Origin of the sequence: Promicromonospora sp. AC04 (assembly GCF_003058225.1) — a bacterium.
GTDB lineage: Bacteria > Actinomycetota > Actinomycetes > Actinomycetales > Cellulomonadaceae > Promicromonospora.
This window is the reverse complement of the sequence record NZ_QBUG01000008.1, coordinates 208,285-230,774: the sequence shown is the minus strand read 5'-3', so window position 1 is coordinate 230,774 and position 22,490 is coordinate 208,285. Positions and strand designations below refer to the sequence as shown.

Below are 22,490 nucleotides of genomic sequence, written 5' to 3'. Positions count from 1 at the left end.
AACCGCACCATCTCCCGCGCCCCCTCCCCGTGGCGGGCGACTGCGACATCATGGGACCGGTTGCTCGGGACCCCTCCCGACGAGCCGTGCGAGCCTTCGGGTGGTCCGACGTCGTAGGAGTCGTAGGAGGTTTGACATGACCGACATCTCACAGCTGGACGGTTCACAGCTGGACGGTTCAGGGCTGGACGGTGTGGAGCCGTTGCTGGTGACCCAGGGCAGCCTCGCCCACGGGGTCCCCGACCACGTCCCGGGAACCCTGTACGCGCGGAGCCTCTCCGGGGGTGTCCGGCTCCGGCCGCGCCCCGACCGGAAGGTCACCTTCGGCCGCAACAAGCCCGAGGTGCAGGTGTGCGTGGGCGGCGACGACCAGAACGTCAGCCGCAAGCACGGGACGGTGACGTTCCACGACGGCGCCTGGTGGCTGCGGAACATCGGGCGCCGCAACCTCCAGCTCCCCGGGACGCAGCAGCTCTTCACGGAGAGCGACCCGTACCCGCTCGCTCCCGGGTACACGCCCGTGTTCATCCGGACCGCCGGGAACCGCAGCCACCTGGTGGAGATCTACGTGTCCGACGGCACGGGACAGGGGCCGGTGTCCGCGCACGGCGCCCCCACGTTCGAAGGGCACCAGTGGCTGCTGGACCGCCGGGAGAAGCTCGCCCTGATCGCGACGGCCCAGCCGTACCTCCTGCACGAGGACCACCCCGAGCCCTGGTCCAGGGAGGCGGTCGCGAACCTCCTGGACGAGATCGACCCCACGGGCGGCTGGACCGTACCCGTCGTCGGGCACACCGTGGACAGGGTGCGCAAACGCCTCGCGAAGAACGGTGTCCCCGGGCTGCTCCAGGACGAGGTCGGCCAGCGCGGCGGGAGCCGCCTGAAGCACAACCTCATCATGGAGCTGCTCGCCTCGCGGACCCTCGTCCCGCCGGACCTGGCGATCCTCGACTGAGCCGGACTACAGCGCCGCCGCCGCGGACCGCGCCACGGCCACCGCGGCGTCGCACAGCGTGTCCTGGTCGCTCTCGCCCGTGAGGTGCACGCGCAGCAGCTCGGTCACCGTGCCGTCGCCCTCGGGGCTGGCCCCCTCCTGGGCGACGACGTCGACCAGGCACCCCTCTTCCCAGGCGTCGCCTCGCTCGTAGGCGGTGTACCCGGACAGGGAGTGCTCGGTGCTCTCCCCCGGCGCGTACCCCTCGTCCCGCTGGAACATGATCCGCAGGTAGCGGCCCTCGTCGCCGTCCCAGTTGCAGTCCCACTCGGCGAACTCCCGCCCCGGGCCCACCAGGTCGTCGACGCCGAGGGCCGCGCGCAGGGCGTCGTCCGACGGCAGGGGGCACGTGCTGCGCGTGATGACGGAGCCGGGCAGCGGGAGCGCCGTGCGGACCGGGATCTCGTCGGCCTTGACCAGGGAGACTGCCCGGTCCGCGACGGACCCGGCCATCCCGCACAGGTCCGCGCCGGAGCCCTCCACCTGCTTCGCCTCGAAGGACAGGGTGTACCGGCCGCCCGCGCCGAAGACGACGTCGCGGGAACACTCGGCGCCGCCGTCGGACGAGTAGAGCGTCACGCCGCCGCCCTGGTCCGACCCGCTCCCGTCCGGGTCCTCGCCGGTGAACATCGTCAGCTCGACCTCGCTGAGCGAAGAGCCGTTCGAGACCGTCACGGTGCACATCTGGAAGACGTCGCGGTCGCTGTCCGTCCGTGAGGTGCCGAACCGGTCGAGCGCCCCGCCGCCCAGCAGCTTGCACGGGTCCCAGGACGCCTCGCGAGCGGCGTCGGCGGACTTGTCCGGGAACTGGATCGGCGCCGCGACGACCGGCGGTTCCCCGCCGTCGTTGCCGCCGCCGTCCGACCCGCCGGCCTTCTCGTCCGGCGTCGGCGTAGGTGTGGGCTCGGGCTCGGTCGCCTCCGGAGTCGCGGTGGCCTTGGCCTGCGGCGTGGACTTCGGCTGCGCGTCGAGACCGGTCCGGCTCGGGTCGGCCGCCGGGGCCTCGGTGCCCTCGGCCTGGTCCGGTCCGTCGGAGGGCGGCCCGAACGCGTTCCACGAGTACAGCGCACCGGCGACCACGAGCACTGCCGCGCAGGCCGCCGCGACGAGCACCCGCGTGCGCCGTCCGCCCTTGGGCCCCGGAGGGGGCGGGAGCGGCCCGTTCCCGCCGGCGATGCTCCTCAGCTCGTCACGAACTGCCTCGAGCGCCGGCCGTCCGCGCGGGTTCTTGTCGAGCATGCGCATCAGCACACCCGACATCGCGCCCGCACGACGCGGCTGGCGCACGTCGTCGCGCTCGGTCCGGGCGAAGAGCTGCGCGTCGCTCCCCTCGCCGAACGGCGAGGTCCCCTCCAGCGCCCGGTACAGCGTGGCGCCCAGCCCGAACACGTCCGCCGGACGGCGGTACTGCGTGTCCGGGACGAGCATCTCGGGCGCCAGATACCCCGGCGTCCCGGTCACGCGCGCCCCGCTGGTCGCCGTGTCCGCGTCCGCGACGCTGTGCGCTATGCCGAAGTCGATCAGCGTGGCCACGCCGTCCGCCACTATCACGTTCGCCGGCGTCACATCACGATGCAGCAGGTCCTGGGCGTGCACGGCGATCAGCCCGTCCGCGAGCTGCGCGCCATAGGCCGCGGCGTCCTCGACGGTGATCTTCCCGAGCTGTCCCAGCGGCTCACCGGCCACGTAGCCCATCACGATCCAGTGGTCGTCGCCGTCGGCGACGACGTCGTGCACCGACACCACGTTCGCGTGCCGCACCCGGGCGAGCTTCTCCGCCTCCTCCAGGGCACGCCGCGCGCCGTCGTCCTCCTGGTGCACGCGCTTCAGCGCGACCCGCAGCGTGCTCACGGTCAGGCTCGTGGCCTCCCAGACCTCGCCCTGACCGCCGGACCCGAGCGGCTGCACCAGCCGATACCGACCAGCGATCTCGTCCCCTGCGCTGACCCTGCCCACCTGTTGCCCCGCCCCTCGAAGACCGTCCGGTGCCGGCTCGTTTGGGCGCGATGCTATTGCACCTTTTGTACTGATGCAGCCTTTGTAGGGCGGCGCAGCACCACGACGACGGCGGGCGGGTCAGTCGTCCGGTTCATGCATGAACCACCAGTCTCCGGTGATGTGCGTGTAGGTGGTGGTGCCGATCGGGCCATCGACCGTGCCGTCCTCCGGGAGCCCCTCGGGCCGGTAGACGTAGTCCCAGTTCCACTGCCACGAGCTGTCGTCGAGCTGGAAGTGGAGCCCGGTGGGCGCACCTCCCCTGAGGTCCTGCCTGTCCGTGATCCGGTGGATGTCGGTACCGGTGCGTCCGAGCGCCGCCTTGATCCCGTCGAACTGGGCCTGCGCGACGGCGTCGAACGGGAAGTTCTCGTCGGGGTTGCTGCAGCTCGCGTTCTCGTCGTGCGGTGTGCGGAACGTCCCGCGCGTCGTCTCCAGGACGTGGCACGGCTGCGTACCCGCGATGACACCGTTGAACTCCTCGAGGTAGAAGGACAGCTCGACGTCCTCGGCGACGGGCACCACCTCGGACTCGAGCGCCGCGACGTCCTCGAGCATCTGCTCGCGCGAGTGCACGGGCGGCTCGCCCAGGAGCTCGCGCGCCTCGTACCCGCCCGGCATCACGAACGTGCCGCCGCCGGGCAGGTCCACCGGTCCGACGGCGATGCCCGCCACGAGGAGGGCAGCGGCCCCGCCCAACAGCCCCCCGGTGACCTGCCGGACGCGCCGGGCGCGCAGCCGGCGCCGGGACCGGGCGAGCGTCACCGCGGCGTCGGGTCCGGTGGCCGGGAGGTCCGGGGCCTGCGCGCGAAGCCGCGCGACGACGTCGTCGAACTGGTCGGTCTGGGTGCTCATGGCCGCTCTCCCTCAGCGAAGATCTGTCGCAGGCGGGCGAGGCCGCGCGCATTGTGGGACTTGACCGTGCCGACGGATATGCCGAGCTCGCCGGCGGTGTCGGCCTCGGTGAGGTCGAGCAGGTGGCGCAGCACGACGACGCGACGCTGCGCCAGCGGCAGCTGGATCAGGGCGCGGACCACCACGTTGTGCGCGGCGACGGCGCCGGCGTGGTCGGGGGCGCTGGTCACGGGTAGCTCGTCCGGGGCGGAGAGCACCTCGCTGCCGGTGCGCCGCCAGGAGTCGATCCGCAGGTTGACCAGCGTGCGGCGCGCATAGGCGAGCGGATCGCGGTCGCGGGCCTTGGCCCACGAGCGGTAGGTGCGCTCGAAGGTCGCCTGAACCAGCTCCTCCGCCCGGAGCGCGTCTCCGCACAGCAGCACCGCGGTGCGCAGCAGGTACGGGCCGCAGGCGGTGACGAACGAGACGAACTGTTCGTCGTGCGTGCCGGTCAGCTCGATCCGGAAGCGCGCGGTGTCGTCGGGCTGTGGCCTTGCCTCGGCGCCGATCCCTGGGCCGGCCGGCTCGCCGCTCATGGCTGGTCGCCGTTCATCTTCATACTGTCCACCACGCAGTGGCGGGCCAGAAGGTTGTCATGCGCCGGCGCCAGGCATGCCCCAACGCCAGGCATGCGGTGCGCCGCAGCGCACCGCATGCCTCAGGAACGGAAACCCGCAGCGGGGCCGCGCGGCGTCAGGGCAGGACCCAGCGCTGGACGGCGCTCCCGTCGCAGTCGGCGATCTCCGTCCGCGTGCCGTCGGTCTGCACGCGGCCCACGGGCTGCAGGCAGCGCCCGGACTGCGGGTTGCGCAGCGCCTGGGTGCCGCTCGTGTGGCTCCACTGCTGGGCGCCGGTCCCGTTGCAGTCCCAGAGCTGGACGGCGGTGCCCGCAGCGGTGCCGCCGCCGGACACGTCGAGGCACTTGCCGAGCGCCCGGAGCGTGCCGTCCGAGCCGACGGTCCACTGCTGAGCCTGGTTCCCGTTGCAGTTGGCGAGCTGGATGGGCGTGCCGTTGGCCGTCGCGGCGCCCGCGACGTCGAGGCAGATCCCATTGCTCGCGGTGACCGTGCCGGTCCCGCCGCCTCCGCCGCCGGTGGAGTCGTAGACGCGGACGTAGTCGACGACCATCTGCTGCGGGAACTGGGTGGTCCCGTCGGGGTACCCGGGCCAGTTGCCGCCGACGGCGACGTTCAGGATGAAGAAGAACGGCTGGTTGAACACCCACTGGTTGCCGCCGGTGTTCGCGTTGGTGAAGGTCTGGTAGGCGACGCCGTCCACGAGCCACGTGATGGAGTTGGGGCTCCAGTCGATGGCGAAGGTGTGGAAGTCGTCGGCGAACGACCAGCCCTGCGGGTGCTGGTACGACCCGGTGATCGGGTTGGCGCCCGAGTAGCCCGGGCCGTGCAGGGTGCCGTGCACCAGGTGTGGCTCTCGGCCGATGTTCTCCATGATGTCGATCTCGCCCGAGCTCGGCCACGGCGTGCCCGGGAACTGGCCCCCGAGCATCCAGAACGCCGGCCAGATGCCCTGGCCGCGCGGGATCTTGATCCGCGCCTCCAGGTGCCCGTACTGCGGCTGCACCTTGCCCTTGGTCGTCATCCGCGCGGACGTGTAGCCGCCGCCCTCCTGGCGGGCCGTGATGACGAGGTTGCCGTTGCCGTCCAGGGCCGAGTTGTTCCGCGAGCTGGTGTAGGTCTGCAGCTCGTTGTTGCCCCAGCCGCCGCCACCCGTCTCCAGGTTCCAGTTGGCGGCGTTCGGCGCGCTGCCCGCGGCGCCGTTGAACTCGTCCGACCAGGTCAGGGCGGCGACGGCGGCGTCCTGTGCGGTGGAGGCGTTCTGTGCGGTGGAGGCGTTCTGAGCGGTCGAGGCGTTCCGGGCGCCGACGGCGGCGTCCTGCGCAGCCGGGACCGCGCCGACGTCGGGCGCCTTCGGGGCTGCCGCCGAGGCGACGAGCGAGGCGGACAGGACAAGCGTCACCGCGGCAGCCGCCGTGACCAGGGTTCTGGGGGTGCGTGATCTGTGTACACGACGCATCGGGGTGCTCCCTCGACGTAAAGCCGACCCGCGCGGGCGGGACTGCCCGGCGGTCATCGCTGTGCCATTCGCGCTGATGGCCCGGCGGCGGCGCCCGGGCGGACAGCCCGGGTGAACCCGGGCAGAATTATTGTTAACGGACCGTACATTCGGCGGGTATGCGCGCACAACGGGTGGTCACGGACATACGGGTTTTCCCCATCTCAGGCCGCGAAGAGCAGGAACAGCCCCGCCCAGGTGTAGCCCACCATCAGCAGCACGCCGGGCAGCTCGTCCGCGATCACCAGGGTGTGCTGCCGTCCGGGCGCGGCCCGCAGCGCACGGTCGTGCGCCGCGAGCACCCCCACCAGGTGGCCGACGACGATGCACGCAACCTGGACGACGGCGATGGCCGCGGGGTCCGGCACGATCACCGGCCCTGCCGAACCCGCTGTACCCGGCTGCTGGACCCACGGCTGCACGAGCAGCTGCAGCCCGCGCGGCCCCTCCACGATCAGCAGGGACGCGTAGTGCGCGAGCGTGTAGCCCGCGGCGATCGGGACGAGGGGCAGCGCGATGTCGGCCCGGCGCATGGTCCACCAGAGGCTGCCCGCCACCAGCAGGCAGACGCCCACCAGCCCGGCCGTCGAGACGAGCTCGGGCGCCCCGGTCGACTGCACGAAGCCCGCCCAGACCGGCGAGCCGGACGCGCTGTCGAAGATGGTCGAGCCCCACCACACCGCCACGAACGCCGTCGTGCCCCTGGGGTGGGCCACCGTGGTGAGGGCGGCCAGTGGCGAGCGCAGGACGAACCGGCCGTCGTCGTCAGTGCCCAGGACGCTCATGCGCCCGGCGAGCTCGGAGTACATCTCGAACGCGTCGCCGCGTGCGAACCATTGCTCGCCGCGCACCAGCCCGAAGCCGAGCTGCACCAAGGCGTACGCGCTCAGCCAGACGCCGATCAGGCGCGGGTCGGTGCGGTCCGGCGCGACCAGCTCCAGCCATACGAACGCCAGCAGCGCGACGGCGGCGGGCCAGTGTCCGGTCCGGCCGATGCCCCGTCCGACGGCGGACCTGGCGACGCGCCCGCCAGCGGACCCGGCTTCGTGCCCGGCGTCCTGCCCGGCAGCGGACCCGGCTTCGTGCCTGGCGTCCTGCCCGGCAGCGGACCCGGCGCCGGGCCGAAGGCCCGTGACGGGAATCCGGAGAATCCGGCACAGGATGGCATGCAGCGTGCGCAGCGGGTTGAGCCCGCGCCACACCGGCCCGAACAGGATGCTCATGGGGACGAGGCCGACCCAGAGCCAGACGAACACCAGGTGCGCGGCGGGGTTGTCCTCGCCGGCCGGGCCGAACAGCGCGTTGCCCACGACGTAGAGCGCCAGCGCGAGCACGGCCGTCCGGAGAGGAATTCGCCACCATCGCGAGCGCAGCAGTGCGTCCCACCCAGCGGGCAGGTGCCGGACGGCGCCCGCCCGCGGGACCCGCCAGAGGATCGAGATCGCGAGGAACGACACGACCACCGTCACCGCGCCCGCCTGGAGGACCAGGTCGAACGGTAGCGGGAGGTCCTGCGAGCTCCCGACCCCGTGGGCCGCGAGCGGCGCGTAGCGCGGGGTCACCGGACGGCGAGCTGGAGCAGCAGCGTCTCCGGGTGGGCCTCGACGTCGTACACGCCGGGGGTGTCGGCGAGGACCTCGAGGCAGGCCGGCTCGCCCGGCGCGGCCTCGGCCGCCACGTCGTAGCCGTGCACGTGCACCTCGGCCGGAGCGTCCGCCTCGACCCGGAGGACGACGGTGGTGCCTGCCGGGACGTCGATCCGGTCCGGTGCCGGCTCGACGGCGCCGTCGGCGACCCGCACGTCGACCTCGATGGGCGGGACGTCGGTGGCGAGCGCGCCGGTGCAGCCTTCCACGGGCGCGGGGTCTGCCGAAGGCGCTTCCTCGGACGACGCAGCCGTGGCCGACGGCGACTCCCCCGCAGGTGCCTCGCCCGTCGGTGGCTCGACCGCGGTACATCCGGTGAGCGCGGCCGCGACCACTGCACCGGTGACCACACCGGTGACAAGGAGCCGGGCGCGGGCGATCTTTCGAGTCATGGTTTCTCGCTCTCGGATAGTGCGGAGCCGGAATCTTGGACCGGCTCACTGACTCGCCGCGCCACGTCCGGCGAGTCAGTGGACTGGTCGGACCACGCACCTGACTCGGTGGAGCTGGCACGGCGAGTCAGTGGCGTGGTCCCAGGGGCGGGCTGGGCGCGGGCCGCGAGCGCCCGCAGCGCTCCCGCTCCGGCGACGGCCGAGGCGATCCCGGCGCCGAGCACCAGGGCGACGAGGAACCGTTCGAGCTCGGCCGGGCCAGCGACGGGTAGTACGGCGAAGTGGAAGACGGTGACGTCGGGCAGGATGAAGACCACGCTCAGGCCGGCGCCGGCGCAGACCCCCAGCACGCCTCCGGCGCTGCCGCGCAGCGCGGCGATCGCGGCGACCACGACCAGGGGCCAGACGAGCAGCCCGATCCCGGTCGCGTCGAGGAAGGTCCCCCACAGCGGCGCGGACTCCACGGCGAGGGTCGCGCCGACGACGTGGACCAGCGAGGCTACGACGGTGACCAGACCGGCGACGGCCAGGAGCACGTTGGGCCGCCGGGTCCGCCGGGCCAGGACGATCACGGCGGCCGCGATTCCGGCCGCGAGCGCCCACCATCCCAGGGGATTCGGCGGGTCCTCGGCGACCAACTGGCCAGTGACGGTCACCGGCACGCCGCCAACGGTCATGGGCACCGACCACGTGGCCGTCCGGGCCAACCCGAGATCCCGTTCCAGGGTGGTGGCCCGGCCGTCGATCCAGGTGAACGAGTCCCCGTCCGGCACGGTCACCGCGCGAGCCTGGCCCTCGCCGGCCGGGCTGTCGCCGGAAGAGTCGTCGCCGGTCGAGGTGCCGACGGCCTGGATCTCGACGGGCACTCCGGTGTTGTTGCGGACGAGCAGCCGCGCGCCGTCCTCGATGGCGGTGATGGTCAGCCCGGGCACCTCCGGCGTCACGGCGACGACGTCGCCGCGCACGCCGGTGGGGCTCAGGCCGCCGGCGTGCGCCGACGCCGGGGAGGTCGCGCCCAGCAGCATGACCACGGTCAGGAGCGTCGTCAGGACGACGGCGCTCGCCCGCCGGCCGAGCAGAGTCAGGACGACAGCTCTCACCCCCCTGCGGAGCAGAGTCAGGGCGGGAACACTCACCCCCCGGCGGAGCACCCTCATTGCGCCGTCGCGGCCAGGTCCGGCGTCGTCGGCGCTGCCGCCGTCGGCCCCTGTGCGGGCGCGACCTGGATCCGGCGGACGACGAAAGCGGTGCCGGCGCCGGTGATGCCCACGAGGGCCAGGAGGCCGGTGATCAGGTGCAGGTTCCACGAGACCCCGTCGTCCACCACCGGGCTGACGCCGAGCACGACGCCCCACACCGCCATCGGCGCGAGCGTCCCCAGCACCATCCAGCGCGTGTCAGGGGTGAGGAGCCGGAACCGGGGTGCGAGTGCGCGTGCCACCAGCTCGGTGACCACGGCGGCGGCCGTGAGGGTGATCGGCAGCCAGATGCCGACGCCGTCGCCGAAGACCACGTTCATCATGAACGCCGGGATCGCGATCAGTGCCGTGGGCGCCCCGACCGGGAGCTGCCAGCGCCGGGCGAGCAGGAGGACGGGAACCAGCAGCAGGACCGTGCTGCCGACGTAGCCGTGCAGCATCTGGGCGTCCAGGGAGAAGGTGTTCGGCTCCGGCTCGCCCGTGCCGAGCTGCGGGCCCCATATCGCCGAAGCGTGCAGGGTGTAGATGTGCACGGGGATCGCGGCCAGCACGGCCGAGACGACCATCGTGACCGCGTCGCCGCCCCGGATCCGCCGCTCCGAGGACGGCGACGACGCGGCGAGCATCAGCGCCGGGCCGGAGGCCACCAGGACCATGCCCGCGATGATGAAGTAGTGGCTGGGGCTGAAGAAGATCTCGAGGCCCCGCTCGATGCCGAACAGGTTGTGCCACAGGGTGTCGATGCCGCCGCCGACCAGCAGCAGGCCCATCCCGATGCCCGGCAGCCGCAGGGCGCTGGGGGTCTCGCGCAGGAGGCTGCGGTAGGTCACGACCTCGGGCAGCCGCGAGCGCAGGAGCCAGAGCAGGGTGACGCCGCAGGCCGCGATGCCGGAGTACATCACGGCGTGCCACGGCGTCCAGAACGTCTCGAGGTCGGGGATGGTGGCGTGGGCGAAGGCGTCGAGCTGCAGCCCGGCCACCAGCCACAGGCTCGCCCCCAGCAGCGTCCAGCGCTCGCGGGCGCTGAACGCTGCTGGAGCGGGGGTGATCGGTGCCGGGTCGGTGCCGGACTGGATCTCGGTGTTCCGGGCAGTGGGCCGGGACCTGGACATCGAGGTGGCTCCCTCTGGTCGTTTCTGGCGCTCGGTGGGTGATCACCAGAAACGTATGGAGCCGGGCCCTGCACCCGCGTCCCTCGAAAGGACCATCCGACCCCTACCCGAGGACCATCTTTCGTCCTACTCCTTGACGGCTCCCGCCGTCAGGCCCTCGACGATCCACCGGCTCGCGAGGGCGAACAGCAGCATGGTCGGCAGGATCGTCAGCACGGCGGCGGCCGACATCGGGCCCCACGCGATGTTGAACGTCGAGATGAAGCCGTTGAGCGCGGCCGGGATGGTCTTGTTGGCGTCGGAGTTCATCAGCACGACGGACAGGAACAGCTCGTTCCAGCAGTTCACGAAGTTGAAGATGAAGGCGGCGACGATCCCCGGGACCATCACCGGCACGAGCACGCGGAACAGCGCGCCGAGGCGGGAGCACCCGTCGATCATCGCTGCCTCCTCCAGCGAGTCGGGCACGTTCTCGAAGAACCCGCGCAGCATCACCGTGGAGAACGGGATGCACATCGCCACGTAGACGAGGGCGAGCCCTGGCTTCGTGTCGACCAGGCCGAGGTCGGCGAGCATCGCGTACAGCGGCCCGAGCGCGATGAACGCCGGGATCATCTGCGTGAGCAGGAACGCCCCGAGCACAGCGCCCTTGCCCCGGAACTCGAACCGGGCCAGGACGTAGGCGCTGAGCAGCGCGATGAGGGTCGACGTCGCACCGGCGACGAGCGCCACCACCAGCGAGTTGCCGACGAACGTCGCGAAGCTCGAGGTGGCGAACAGGTCCGTGTAGTTGTCGATCGAGGGTTCGGACGGCCAGTACTCGAGCGGCCAGCGGTTGATCGACCCCGGCGACTTGAACGAGGTCAGGGCGATCCAGTAGAGCGGGAACAGCGTGACGACCAGCCACAGCGTGAGCCCCACGACCCTGGCCACGCCGCCGGCCGTCACCCGGGACGGACGCCGTCGGGCCGCCGTCGGGACGACCTGCCGGGTCGGTGCGGCAGTCAGTGTCTCGGTCATCGCTCGTTCACCCGCCTCATCGCCATCAGGTAGAACGCGCAGAACACGAACAGGACGGCCATGACGGCCAGCCCGATCGCGCTCGCCAGGCCGTAGCTGCCCTGCTGCGTGTACTGGATCATCCACGTGGTGATGATGTGGGTCCGGCCGGCGGGACCGCCGCCGGTCATTGCGTAGATGATCTCGGGCGAGTTGAACGTCCAGATCACGCGGAGCAGCACGGTCAGCGCGAGCGTCGTCCAGATGTACGGGATGACTATGGAGAAGAGCCGGCGCACCGTGCCCGCCCCGTCGATGGCGGCGGCCTCCAGCACCTCGTCGGGCACCGACTGGAGGGCCGCGAGGATCATGATCGCGAAGAACGTCACCCCGTACCAGACGTTGGCCATGATCACGGCGACCATGGCCAGGCCCGGCTCGGCCAGCCACGGCAGGGGCGCCTCGATGGCGCCCGCCTTCATCAGCAGGTCGTTGACCACGCCGAACTCGGCGTTGAACATCCAGCGGAACAGCATCCCGACGAGGAATCCCGACACGGCCCACGGGTAGAACACGAGCGCCTGGTAGAGCCCGCGCAGGCGGAACCGGCGCCAGAGCGCCAGCGCGACGAGGAACCCGATCACGAGCTGCGGAACTATCGAACCGACCACCCACACCGCCGTGTTGCCCGCGACCACCGGAAAGACCGGGTCGCTCAGGATCGTGGCGAAGTTCGCCAGCCCCACCCAGGGTGTCGAGGTCAGGTCCCACAGGTTCCAGTCGCGGAAGGCCATGTGGGCGCCCTGCAGCATCGGGAAGTACGTGAACCAGCACACGAAGACGATCGCGGGCAGCAGGAAGCCGAGGATCGTCAGCGCGTGCCGTCGCCCGAAGGACTTGCGGCGCAGGCGCTCACGCGGTGCGCGCGCCTGGCCCCCGCGCGCCCGCCGGGCGCGCGCCTGCTCCGCGCGCGCCCCGTCAGAGCCGAAGGTCGTGGCGGTCACGTCACTCCTCCGCGGCGTACTTCTCGGTCCAGTAGGCGTCCCACGAGTCGAGCAGCTCGCTCGTCGTCATGTCGCCGAGCAGGACCGCCTGCACGTCCTGGTCCGCCTTCTGCCCCCACTCGGTCCACCAGCTCACGCCCCGCGGCTGCACCACGTTGACGTACGTGTCCGGGTCCTCGGTCATGGTGACGTAGCTCGACCACGGGCCCTCGGAGTAGAACGGGTCCTCACCTGCGCCGTCGATGATCGGGACGAGGCTGTTCTCCTGCGCGAACCGGGTGGCGGGCTCCGCGCCCGAGAGGAACTCGACGAGCTTGATCGCCTCCTCCTGGTGCTCGCTGGCCTCGGCCACTCCCCAGCCCGCGGTCGCGAGCGGCTGCGCCGCCTTGCCCGTCGGGCCGGTCAGCAGCGGGGCGGTGGACCACTGGTCCTCGGTGATCGTCGTCGACTGCGCCACCGTGGCGATGACCTCCGGGTCCTGCAGCAGGAACGCCGTCGACCCGTTGGTGAAGCCCTCCACCATCTCGGGGTAGCCCCAGGAGACGGCCGACGGCGGCGACGCCTGCTCGAACAGCGCGAAGTACGTGTCGACGGCATCCTGCGCCTCGGGGGCCGCGAAGATCGTCGACCCGTCCTCCAGCCGGAACGCGTCCTCCACGTCGAGGTCGTCGATCGTGTACGCCTCGATGGCGGCGACGACGTTGCCGAACCCGTTCAGGCCGCCCCGGAACGCGTAACCGTAGGTGTTCTGCTGCGGGTCCTGGATGGCGGAGGCCTGCTCCAGCAGCTCCTCCCACGACGCCGGCGGGCCGTCGAAGCCCGCCTCCTCGACGAGGTCGGTGCGGTAGAACAGCGACAGCCCGTAGAAGCCGTACGGCACGTAGTAGCGGGCGCCGTCCTCCTCGGTGACCGCCTGCGCGTTGTCGGTGAGGTCGTCCCAGCCCGGCCAGCCGGTGACGTCGTCCGACAGGTCGTAGAGCCAGCCGTTGTTGCTGAACGCCCCGACGGTGCTGTCGCGCACCTCCAGGACGTCGACGCCGGTGCCCGCCTGGAGCATCTGCTGGATCTTCGGGTCGGCCTGGTCGGTGGGCGGTGAGACGAGGTCGACGGTGACGCCGGGGTTCTCCGCCTCGAACTCGTCCAGGAGCTCACGGATGAGCTCGGTCCGGGCCGGGTTCGTCAGGCTCTCGACCATCTGCAGGTTGACCGTGCCGTCCTGTGCGGCTCCGGCCCCGGTGCAGGCGGTGAGCGCGAGCAGGCCGGCCACGGCGGTGCTCGCGGCGGCGATGCGGGTGCGGGTCTGGCTACGGGTGCGGGTCATGTGCGCACCTCTCCTTCTCTGTTGGTTCGTTCTCGTCGTTCGGGTGCTGGCGGGTTCGTTCGGCTGCGGGCGAGCGCCGATTGACCACGCGGTTAGTGCCGGGTCCGGGGCCGGTTCCCGCAGCAAGCGCGTGGTCGACAGGCGGTCGTCATGTGGGTTTGCGTTCGTGGGCGAACGCGAGGAGCTGGGGAAGCGCACGTTCGACGAACGCCTCGAAGTCGCTCGGCTCGGTGTACAGGTGCACCGACAGGCGCAGGTAGCCAACGCCCTCGACGCTCGTGAAGGCCGTCTCGACGCCGGCCAGGTCGAGCAGCCGCAGCCGCAGCTCGTCGGCGTCCGTGCGGTCCCGCCCGAGCCCCTCGGGCAGGCGGAGCAGGCGCATCGACGGCACGGGCATGCCGACGTCGGTGCGCACCGGGGCGTCGACGTAGGGCTGGAGCGCCTCCGCGACAACTGCCGCGCCGTGGTCCGCGAGCGCCGACATGGTCTCGCGCGCCCGTGCCCAGCCGTGCTGGCGCTCGATGAAGTTGATGGCGTCGGGCGCCGCGATGTAGGCGGTCGCGTCGAGGGTGCCCTGCGTGTCGAACCGCTCGGGGTAGGGCTGGTCGGCGCCCCACGAGTCGATGAGCGGCCACAGCTCGTCGCGGTCGGCGGCCCCCGCGACGACCCCCTCGGCTGCCGCCGCGGACGCCCCCGCGGACGCCCCCGCGGCCGGTCCCACGACCGGCCCCGCGACCGGCCCCGCGACCAGCAGGGCCGCGCCGCGCGGTGCGCACGGCCACTTGTGCAGGTTGCCGAACCACCAGTCCGCGCCGGCGACGGCCGCGGCGTCCGCCACGAGGCCGGGCGCGTGCGCCCCGTCCACGAGGACACGGGCGCCGCGCTCCCGCGCGGCCTCGGCGATCCGCGCGGTCGGGAGCAGGCGGGCGGTTGGCGAGGTGATCTGGTCGACGACGACCAGGCGCACGGCGTCGGTCAGCTCCTCCCGGAACCGCTCGGTGACCTCGTCGGCCGACGCGGCGAGCGGGACGGCGACCGTCCGCACCCGGGCGCCGAAGCGCCGTGCCAGCCGGCGAGCGCCCATGGTGACCGCGCCGTACCCGTGGTCGCTGACGAGGATCTCGTCGCCCGGCTCCAGCCGCAGGCTGTTGTAGACGACGGTCGCCGCCGCGGAGGCGTTCGGCACGAAGGCCGTGTCCTCGGCGCGGGCGCCGACGAAGGGCGCTACCTCGCGGCGGGCCGCGGCGACGAGCTCGGGCTGACGGGGGAACCAGGCGACGGGGTTCAGGTCGGCCTGCCGGCGCAGCTCCTCCTGCCGGCGCACCACCTCGGTGGGCACGGCGCCGTAGGAGCCGTGGTTGAGGTGGACGACCGTCTCGTCCAGCGGCCACGCATCCCGCGCCCGTCCCCCGGACGCGAGCCGGACGGGCGCCGGCGTCGGCCCTGGTGCTTGAACTGGCGCTGGCGCTGGAGCTGGCGCTGGAGCTGGCGCTGGCGCTGTGCGGAGCTGGTCCATCGGCGACTCCCTCGAAGTTGTCGGACAACCATGGCAGTCCGAGGGTCCTGCGACTAGGGTTCGCCAAGAGAATGCACATACTTGTAGGACAGGTTTTACTGCCGCGAAACATCCGCCTTGTCCCCGACGACCTGACATCCTGGAGTGATGCACGAGGTGAGCGCAGTTGAGACGGCCCTGCACGGGCTGCGTACCCTGATCGCCGACGGCTCGCTCCATCCGGGCGACCGGATGCCCAGCGAGGGAGTCCTGAGCGAGCAGCTCGGCGTCTCACGCGGCTCGATCCGCGAGGCGATCCGCACCCTCTCGGCGCTCGGCGTCGTCGAGACCCGCCGGGGCGCGGGCACCTTCGTCGGCGAGCTGCGCGCGGCCGACATGATCCGGACGCTCTCCCTCACCGTCGGGCTGCTCCCGCTGGAGTCGGTCCTGGAGCTCTACGAGCTGCGCCGGGTGCTCGAGGCGCACGCCGTCGCCCTCTCGGCCGCACGCTGCGACGACGCGACGCTCGCCACCCTCGGCGATCTCCTCGACCGGCTGGAGGCGACCGAGGACGTCGACGAGCAGTCGGCGCTCGACCACGAGTTCCACATGGGCATCGTGCGGCTCTGCGGCAACGAGTCGCTCGGGTCGATGGTGTCGGTGCTGCGCTCGCGCTCGCGCGCCTACCCGGTCCTCACCCCGGAGACCAAGCGCGTCTCCGACGCCGGCCACCGGGCGATCCTGCGCGGCCTGACGTCGCGCGACCCCGTCGCCGCGTCCGTTGCGGCCGCGGCGCACGTCACGCAGAGCGAGGTGTGGCTCCGCGAGCGCCGCCCGGCTCCGGAGGCCATCGGCTGATCACCTCGCTTGAGCACGCCGCTCAAGCACCCCGCTTGAGCGCTTCGCCTGAGCACCCCGCTTGAGTACCCCGCCTGGGCACCCCGCTCAAGGATGGCGCCTGACCGCCTCGCACGGACACCCCGCCGAGGTGGCTACCGCCCCGGGACGACGAGCCCGTTCTCGTAGCCGAAGACGACGGCCTGCACCCGGTCGCGCAGGCCGAGCTTCTGCAGGATCTTGCTGACGTGCGACTTGACGGTCTGCTCGCTGATGACCAGGGACCCGGCGATCTCCCCGTTGGACAGCCCGCGGCTGATCAGCGTGAGCACCTCCCGCTCGCGGTCGGTCAGGCTCCGCAGCAGGGGGTGCGCCGCCGGGTCTCGCGGCGCGGCCTCGACGAACCGCTCGATCAGCCGCTGGGTGATCACCGGGGCGAGCAGCGCCTCCCCCGCGGCCACGACGCGGACCGCAACCGCGAGCTCGTCGGGGCTGGAGTCCTTGAGCAGGAACCCGCTGGCGCCCGCCCGCAGCGCCTCGTACACGTAGTGGTCGGCGTCGAAGGTGGTCAGCATCATGACCCGCGGGCGGTCGGGCCGGTCCTGCTCCGGGTCGAGCAGCTCGCGGGTGGCGGCAAGGCCGTCGAGCACCGGCATCCGCACGTCCATCAGGACGACGTCGGGCCGCAGCTCCCGCGCCTGCCGGACGGCGTCCCGGCCGTCCGCTGCGTCACCGGTGACGGTGATGTCGTCGTAGGAGTCGAGGATCGCCCGGATACCCACCCGGATCATCGGCTGGTCGTCGACAACCAGGACATTGATCATCCGGCGCGGCTCCCGTCCTCGGCATGGTGCTCGGCATGATCCTCGGCGGCGTGCTCGGCGTGGCGCCCGGCATCATCGTCGGGTGGGCCGGCCCCGGCGTCGTCGTCCTCGGCGGGGTCCCCGCCGTCGTCTGGCACCGGGAGCGGGAGGCGCGCCGTGACGCGAAACCCTCCGTCGGCCTCGGGGCCGTGGGAGAAGCCGCCGCCCAGGCGGGCGACGCGCTCCCGCATGCCGGTCACGCCGAGCTGCGGCCGCCGCGGGTCGTCGAGCGGCTCCACGCTCCCAGCGACGCCCCGACCATTGCTGCCCGGGGCAACCGGAGTGTTGACGATCGTGACGATCAGCTCGGCTCCTTGCCGGGTGACTCGCACCGTCGCCGACGCGCCGGGAGCGTGCCGGACCACGTTGCTGAGCGCCTCCTGGACGATCCGGTAGACGGTGGTGCCGACCGTGTCGGGCACCTGTGCCGCCGCCGGCTCGACGACCAGGGTGACCGGTCCGCCGTACCGGCTGGTGGCCTCGACGAGCTCCGGCAGCTGGGTCAGGCCCGGCGCCGGCTCGGTCTCGGGCTCGACGTCGGTCGCGCGCAGCACGCCCAGGAGCTGGCGCATCTCGCCGAGCGCGCCCCGGGCCGCCGCCGCGATGGTCGTGAACTCCTCGCGGGTCCGCGGGTCCACGTCCGGGAGGCGATAGGGCGCCGAGGTCGCCTGCATGTGGATCACGGACATGCTGTGGGCCACGACGTCGTGCAGCTCCCGTGCGATGCGGGTGCGCTCCTCCACGAGCGTCCGCCGTTCCTGCTCGATCTCGACGTCGCGCTGGGCCGCGGCCAGCTTGCCGCGGATCCGCAGCCGGTACTGGTAGGTGATCCCGCCGATCAGGGCGATCAGGGAACTCGATCCGAGGACGACCAGGGCCAGGGTCTCGTCGTAGGGCGTCTGCTTGCCCTCGGCTCCGGCGAGGGCGACCAGCAGAACGGAGACACCGGCGAGCGTCCACCACGCTCCGACCGCGATCCGCCAGCTGTGTCGCAGGGCGATCAGGGCGACGTGGGCCACCAGGACGCAGATCGTCATCGTGGGAAACGGTTCGGTCGCCGCGTGCCCGGCCCCGGCGAGGTCGAGCGTCGCGGTCGCGGCGCACTGCACCACTGTCGCGATGATCGGATGACGAAGCGCGAGGGGCAGCGCCGCGCAGGACACCGAGCTCACCACGTAGGCCATGAAGGGGCCCACGCCGGAGTGGTTCGCCTCCACCGCCAGGGCGATCATCGCGAACGCCGCCAGCATCGAGACGGCGGCCGTCCACAGGAAGTCGGATCTGCCAACCACGGTCGGCAGTCGCGCCCCTGGCTTCGCCGCGCCGCTCGCCGCCGCGCCGCTCGTCACCGCTCGGCCGGTCGTCATCGAGTGATAGTAGCCAGCCCGCGCAGAAAGAACCCCGAAAGCATCTGTGAACTTCTGACGGCAAATCTGCGGATCGGGTGACGGAGCCGGGTGGCGGGTCAATGCATACAGGTTCAGCGCTTACCGTCATCTCGTCCGGTCAGCCGTTTTCTCGTCTCGTCAGCCGTTCGACCGCCTGTCGCCCCCGGAGGAGCTCTCGTGACCGTCATCGACCTCGTGCTCCTCGTGGTGCTGCTCATGGCCCTCGCCGCCGGGCTGAGCCGGGGCCTGCTGGCCACGCTCGGCGGCCTGATCGGCCTCATCCTCGGCGGCCTCGCGGCCTTCTGGGCGGTCCCCGCGATCAACGACGCGCTGCCCTCCTCCCAGTGGCGCGGCCCGGTGTCCATAGCAGTGGCCATCCTGCTGCCGCTGGCCGGCGCGTCCCTCGGGGCCGGGCTGGGCCGGGACCTGCGCCAGGGCGTGGACCGCACGTCGCTGCGGCCGCTCGAACGACTCCTCGGCGGCGTGGCGAACGTGGTGGTCGCGGCCCTCGCGCTCTCGTTCGTCGGCAACGCGGTCAGTGCCACGGGCACGCCCGGCGTCGCCTCGGCGGTGTCGTCGTCCGCCGTCCTGCGCACCATCGAGGACCTGACGCCGCCCACCGTGGGCCGGCCCCTCGCCCAGATGCGCGCGATGGTGCTCGACGACGGCCTGCCCCGGCTGAACATCATGCTCGTGCCGCGGCAGGACCCGGTCGCGCCCGCCGTCGACCTCGACAACGACCAGCTCGAGGCGTCGGCGCAGTCGGTGGCGCGGATCTCGGGCATCGCGTACGCGTGCGGGAAGAGCTCGACGGGGTCGGGGTTTGTCGTGGCGCCTGACCGGCTCGTGACGAACGCGCACGTCGTGGCGGGGGTGGACCGGCCTGTTGTGGAGCTGCCTGACCGGTCGGCGCGGGAGGGGCGGGTGGTGTACTTCGACCCCGTGGACGACCTTGCCGTCATTGCCGTTGACGGGCTGGATGCGGACCCGCTCGGTCTGGCGCCGACGCTCTCGGTGGGCGACCGGGCCGTAGTCATGGGCTATCCGTACGGGGGGCCGTTCACGTCCGTGAGCGCTGGGGTGCTCGGCGTGAGTGGCGCGCCCGTGCCCAATGTCTACGACACCGGGTCCGCGCCTCGGGAGGTGTACTCCCTAGCTGCGGAGGTACGGCCGGGGAACTCGGGTGGGCCGCTGCTGACTACTGATGGGCGGGTTGCGGGCGTGATCTTCGCTCGTGCGGACGCCGATGTCGAGGTCGGGTTCGCGATGACCAATGCGGAGCTGCGGCCGGTTGCGGAGGGGGCCGGCGGGATGGACGAGGCGGTGTCGTCGGGGCGGTGTACTGCCGCCTGAGCGGGTGGCACGATCTGCATCATGAACCAGGGCACCGATCCCGAAGAGCTGCCGGCCGAGGTCTTGGACGACGTGGCCAGTGTGGTCGGGGCAGAGGTCACTCTTCTCAGCCGCCTAGCCGGAGGCATCAACGGGGGCGCCACGCGCGTCCGGCTGACCGGAGGGGCAGATGCAGTTCTCAAAGCAGTGCCCCGGGCGCACCCCGGCCACCTGGACGAGACGTTGCGAGCCCAGAGGGTGGTCGAGCACATGCGAAGACGCGGCTATCCCACCCCGGCCTGGCTCGGAGTGGGGGCCACAGCCACTCATGTATGGCAGCTGATGGACTTCGTCGACGCGGCTTCCGCGCCACAGCTGACCCCGTCGCTCGTCGACCAGCTGATGGAGATCATCGAGCTCCAGGCCGGCCAGGCCTCCGAGCCCTATGACCACTGGTCGTACGCCTGGCGGGTCGCCACCGGTCAGCAACCGGCCGGCGCCGGACCGGATCGCAACGAGACGGCCGAGCAGTCCCGTCTGCGCCAGTCCATAGCCGGGCTCTCGGGGTACTCCTCCGAGGTGTCGGCCCTGGTCGAACGCCTGCGGCTCGGGTGTGCCGACGCCCCGCCACCACGAGCGGCACCTGACATGGTCCATGCCGATCTCGCGACCCCCGGCAATGTCCTGGTCCGCGACGGAGCGGTGGTGGCGGTCGTGGATATCGGGAACGCAGGTAGCGGCACACGGGCGATCGATCTCACCGCCCTCGCGTGGTACACCTTCCAGGATCCGCTGCTGGGCGATGTCCGAAGGCGGCTGTGGACGAGAGTCCTCGACCTGGTCGGCTGGGAGGGGGCGGCAATGCTCGCAGCGTCGCATGTCCTCCACATGCTCGAGATCCCCATCCGTGACGGGCGCCACGATGCCGTTCCGGGGGTGGTCAAGCGCGGCCATCGCGCCCTCGACGAACTGAACACCCTTCGCTAGGGTCGCGTCTCCTCGATGCGTGTCCAGACTCCCCCTGGCGCTACCAGGGTCGGGGTCGGGGTCGGGGTCGGGGTCGGGGTCGGGACCTTCCGCCGCGCGCCCCAGAGCACCCCGGCGATGACCAGCGCGGCGCCGAGCACGGTCGCCGCGCCGACCTTCTCGTCGAGCAGCACCGCTGACGCGCTGAGCCCCACCACAGGGACCAGCATCGAGAACGGCGCGACCATCCCGGCGGGGTGCCGGGCCATCAGCCACGTCCAGACCCCGGACCCGGCCAGTGTCCCGATCAGCACGGTGTAGGCGAGCCCCAGCAGCGCCGGGATCATGTGCGGCCCCGGTGCGAACGACCGGACCACGGCGTCCGGCCCTTCCACGACCAGCGACAGCAGCGCCATCGGCACGGGCGGCACCACCGACATCCACAGCGTGAGGTGCAGCGGGTTCGACGCCTTGGCCCGGGCGTTGGACACGTTGCCGATCGCCCAGCCGAACCCGCCGGCCAGCACCAGCAGGAACGGCGCGAACGCCGCGGCCTGCGCCTGGGACCAGCCCACGACGGCGAGCCCCAGGGTCGCGACGCCCAGCCCCACGAGCTGCCTCGCGGACACCCGGTCCCGGAACACGACCGCGCCGAGCAGAACCGTGAACGGCGCCGACGACTGCAGCACCAACGACGCCAGCCCGGCCGGCATGCCGACCGCCATCCCCCAGTACAGGAACAGGAACTGCAGGGTCCCGAAGCCGATCCCGTAGCCCAGCAGCCAGCGCACCGGCACCTGCGGACGGGGTACGAGCAGCACGGTCGGCACGGCGATGATCGCGAACCGCAGCGCCGCGAGCAGGAACGGCGGGAACTGACCGAGAGAGGCGTCGATTGCGATGAAGTTGAGTCCCCACATGACCGCGACGGACACGGCGAGCAGGCGGTGCGTGATCGGCATGCCCCGAGTCTGCGTGGCGGCCGTTCTGAAGGACAAGCGAAACTTTCTACACTTCCTTGTAGGTTGCCTTCATGGACGCAGAGCCTCGTCGGCGCGGTCACGACCTGTCCCGCGTGGACCCTCGCCACCTCGACCTGCTCCGCGAGCTCGCCGACCGTGGCTCGGTGACCGCCGTCGCCGAGGCGACCCATCGCACGCCGTCGGCCGTGTCGCAGCAGCTCCGCACGGCTCAGCGCGAGCTGGGCGGCATCCCGCTCGTCGAGCCCCACGGCCGAGGCGTCCGGCTCACCGAGGCAGGCCTGCTCCTGGCCGACGGCGGCCGCGACCTCGCGCGGGCGGTCGCCCAGGTGCAGGCGAGGTGGGACGAGTATCTGGGCTCGGCGTCCGGCACCGTCCGCATGGCGGCGCTGCCGAGCGCGGCGACGATCCTGCTGCCCGGGGTGCTGGACCGGCTGACGGATACGGCGGTGCACCTCGAGTGCATCGACGTGGACATCGCCGAGTCGGAGTACTCCGGGATGGTCGCCGACCACGACATCGTCGTCGGCCACAGCTTCACCGGTCCCGTGCCCGCCGGAGCAGGTCACCTGGTCACCGCCGCCCTGCTCCGCGAGCCCCTCGACATCGCCATGCGGGCGGACCACGCCCTCGCGGCCAAGGCAAGGGTCACCGCCCGGGACGTCGTGCGCCACGAGTGGTACGGCGTGCCGCTCGGCTACCCGTTCGACGACCTGCGCATCGCCGTCGAGACCGCGGCCGGAACTCCGGTCCGGGTGGTCCAGCGCCTGCGCGACAACCGGCTGATCGAGGCCCTCGTCGCCGCGAGTGATCGCGTCGCCGTCCTGCCGCGGTACAGCACCACGCCCGGCGCCGGCCTCACCCTGCGTCCCGTGCACGGCATGGACGCGGCGCGGTGGATCGTCGCGATCCTGCGACCCGACCGGGCCGAACGGCTCGCGGTCCGGACGGTGCTGGACGCGTTGCGAGCGGCGGCCCGGGACGTCGTCGGCTGAGGACG

Annotated in this window: 20 protein-coding genes; 5 read left to right on the top strand and 15 right to left on the bottom strand. The window is 72.1% G+C overall.

The window, feature by feature from the left end; all coding sequences use genetic code 11:
* Nucleotides 1–136 precede the first annotated feature (136 nt).
* Entirely contained in the window at nt 137–955 is an 819-nt protein-coding gene (locus tag C8K30_RS21095) for an FHA domain-containing protein (RefSeq protein WP_108494864.1), read from the top strand.
* Between the two features lie 6 nt (nt 956–961).
* On the opposite strand, the gene C8K30_RS21090 is transcribed toward C8K30_RS21095, so the two are convergent.
* The 12 genes from C8K30_RS21090 to C8K30_RS21035 form a co-directional block, all read right to left on the bottom strand.
* Nucleotides 962–2,902 (bottom strand): serine/threonine-protein kinase, encoded by a 1,941-nt coding sequence (locus C8K30_RS21090; RefSeq protein WP_233257328.1) that lies wholly within the window; start codon nt 2,900–2,902, stop codon nt 962–964.
* Nucleotides 2,903–3,070: 168 nt separating this feature from the next.
* The gene (locus C8K30_RS21085; protein WP_108494862.1) at nt 3,071–3,844 is read right to left on the bottom strand and encodes a hypothetical protein; all 774 of its coding nucleotides are present in this window, start codon (nt 3,842–3,844) and stop codon (nt 3,071–3,073) included.
* On the bottom strand, nt 3,841–4,419 hold the full coding sequence (locus C8K30_RS21080; protein ID WP_108494861.1) for a SigE family RNA polymerase sigma factor: 579 nt from the start codon (nt 4,417–4,419) through the stop codon (nt 3,841–3,843). Before C8K30_RS21080 ends, C8K30_RS21085 begins: the two co-directional genes overlap by 4 nt.
* A 157-nt stretch (nt 4,420–4,576) precedes the next feature.
* Nucleotides 4,577–5,917, bottom strand: a complete 1,341-nt coding sequence (locus C8K30_RS21075; protein WP_108494860.1) for a glycoside hydrolase family 16 protein — start codon at nt 5,915–5,917, stop codon at nt 4,577–4,579.
* Between the two features lie 203 nt (nt 5,918–6,120).
* The gene (locus tag C8K30_RS21070; RefSeq protein ID WP_108494859.1) at nt 6,121–7,518 is read right to left on the bottom strand and encodes a hypothetical protein; all 1,398 of its coding nucleotides are present in this window, start codon (nt 7,516–7,518) and stop codon (nt 6,121–6,123) included.
* Nucleotides 7,515–7,994 (bottom strand): hypothetical protein, encoded by a 480-nt coding sequence (locus tag C8K30_RS21065; protein WP_108494858.1) that lies wholly within the window; start codon nt 7,992–7,994, stop codon nt 7,515–7,517. The genes C8K30_RS21070 and C8K30_RS21065 overlap by 4 nt, the downstream gene beginning before the upstream one ends.
* Nucleotides 7,991–9,094, bottom strand: coding sequence for a hypothetical protein (locus C8K30_RS21060; protein ID WP_199230616.1), 1,104 nt, complete (start codon nt 9,092–9,094; stop codon nt 7,991–7,993). The genes C8K30_RS21065 and C8K30_RS21060 overlap by 4 nt, the downstream gene beginning before the upstream one ends.
* Before the next feature lie 53 nt (nt 9,095–9,147).
* On the bottom strand, nt 9,148–10,305 hold the full coding sequence (locus tag C8K30_RS21055; RefSeq protein ID WP_199230615.1) for a hypothetical protein: 1,158 nt from the start codon (nt 10,303–10,305) through the stop codon (nt 9,148–9,150).
* 126 nt (nt 10,306–10,431) lie between these two features.
* Entirely contained in the window at nt 10,432–11,325 is an 894-nt protein-coding gene (locus tag C8K30_RS21050) for a carbohydrate ABC transporter permease (protein WP_233257327.1), read from the bottom strand.
* The gene (locus tag C8K30_RS21045) at nt 11,322–12,308 is read right to left on the bottom strand and encodes a carbohydrate ABC transporter permease (protein WP_233257326.1); all 987 of its coding nucleotides are present in this window, start codon (nt 12,306–12,308) and stop codon (nt 11,322–11,324) included. The genes C8K30_RS21050 and C8K30_RS21045 overlap by 4 nt, the downstream gene beginning before the upstream one ends.
* A 1-nt stretch (nt 12,309) precedes the next feature.
* Entirely contained in the window at nt 12,310–13,629 is a 1,320-nt protein-coding gene (locus C8K30_RS21040; RefSeq protein WP_108494857.1) for a sugar ABC transporter substrate-binding protein, read from the bottom strand.
* Between the two features lie 148 nt (nt 13,630–13,777).
* Nucleotides 13,778–15,145: an aminotransferase class V-fold PLP-dependent enzyme gene (locus tag C8K30_RS21035; protein ID WP_108494856.1), complete on the bottom strand. Its 1,368-nt coding sequence runs from the start codon at nt 15,143–15,145 to the stop codon at nt 13,778–13,780.
* Nucleotides 15,146–15,292: 147 nt separating this feature from the next.
* Here C8K30_RS21035 and C8K30_RS21030 point away from each other — a divergent pair, with 147 nt between their 5' ends.
* Complete coding sequence (locus tag C8K30_RS21030; protein ID WP_108494855.1) at nt 15,293–15,982, top strand: FadR/GntR family transcriptional regulator; 690 nt, start codon at nt 15,293–15,295, stop codon at nt 15,980–15,982.
* A 134-nt stretch (nt 15,983–16,116) separates the two neighbouring features.
* Here the strand turns inward: C8K30_RS21030 and C8K30_RS21025 are convergent, their stop codons facing one another.
* Nucleotides 16,117–16,785: a response regulator transcription factor gene (locus tag C8K30_RS21025; protein ID WP_108494854.1), complete on the bottom strand. Its 669-nt coding sequence runs from the start codon at nt 16,783–16,785 to the stop codon at nt 16,117–16,119.
* Entirely contained in the window at nt 16,782–18,191 is a 1,410-nt protein-coding gene (locus C8K30_RS21020) for a sensor histidine kinase (protein WP_108494853.1), read from the bottom strand. Before C8K30_RS21020 ends, C8K30_RS21025 begins: the two co-directional genes overlap by 4 nt.
* Before the next feature lie 198 nt (nt 18,192–18,389).
* Between C8K30_RS21020 and C8K30_RS21015 the strand changes: the two genes are divergently transcribed.
* Both C8K30_RS21015 and C8K30_RS21010 read left to right on the top strand, forming a co-directional pair.
* Complete coding sequence (locus C8K30_RS21015) at nt 18,390–19,565, top strand: MarP family serine protease (protein WP_108494852.1); 1,176 nt, start codon at nt 18,390–18,392, stop codon at nt 19,563–19,565.
* A gap of 21 nt (nt 19,566–19,586) precedes the next feature.
* Nucleotides 19,587–20,531 carry a phosphotransferase family protein gene (locus C8K30_RS21010; RefSeq protein ID WP_108494851.1) on the top strand — a complete coding sequence of 315 codons (945 nt, stop codon included), beginning with the start codon at nt 19,587–19,589 and terminating at the stop codon, nt 20,529–20,531.
* On the opposite strand, the gene C8K30_RS21005 is transcribed toward C8K30_RS21010, so the two are convergent.
* Nucleotides 20,528–21,472: an EamA family transporter gene (locus tag C8K30_RS21005; RefSeq protein ID WP_108494850.1), complete on the bottom strand. Its 945-nt coding sequence runs from the start codon at nt 21,470–21,472 to the stop codon at nt 20,528–20,530. The two genes, C8K30_RS21010 and C8K30_RS21005, sit on opposite strands and share 4 nt — an antisense overlap.
* A 71-nt stretch (nt 21,473–21,543) precedes the next feature.
* Here C8K30_RS21005 and C8K30_RS21000 point away from each other — a divergent pair, with 71 nt between their 5' ends.
* On the top strand, nt 21,544–22,485 hold the full coding sequence (locus tag C8K30_RS21000; RefSeq protein ID WP_199230614.1) for a LysR family transcriptional regulator: 942 nt from the start codon (nt 21,544–21,546) through the stop codon (nt 22,483–22,485).
* Nucleotides 22,486–22,490 lie beyond the last annotated feature (5 nt).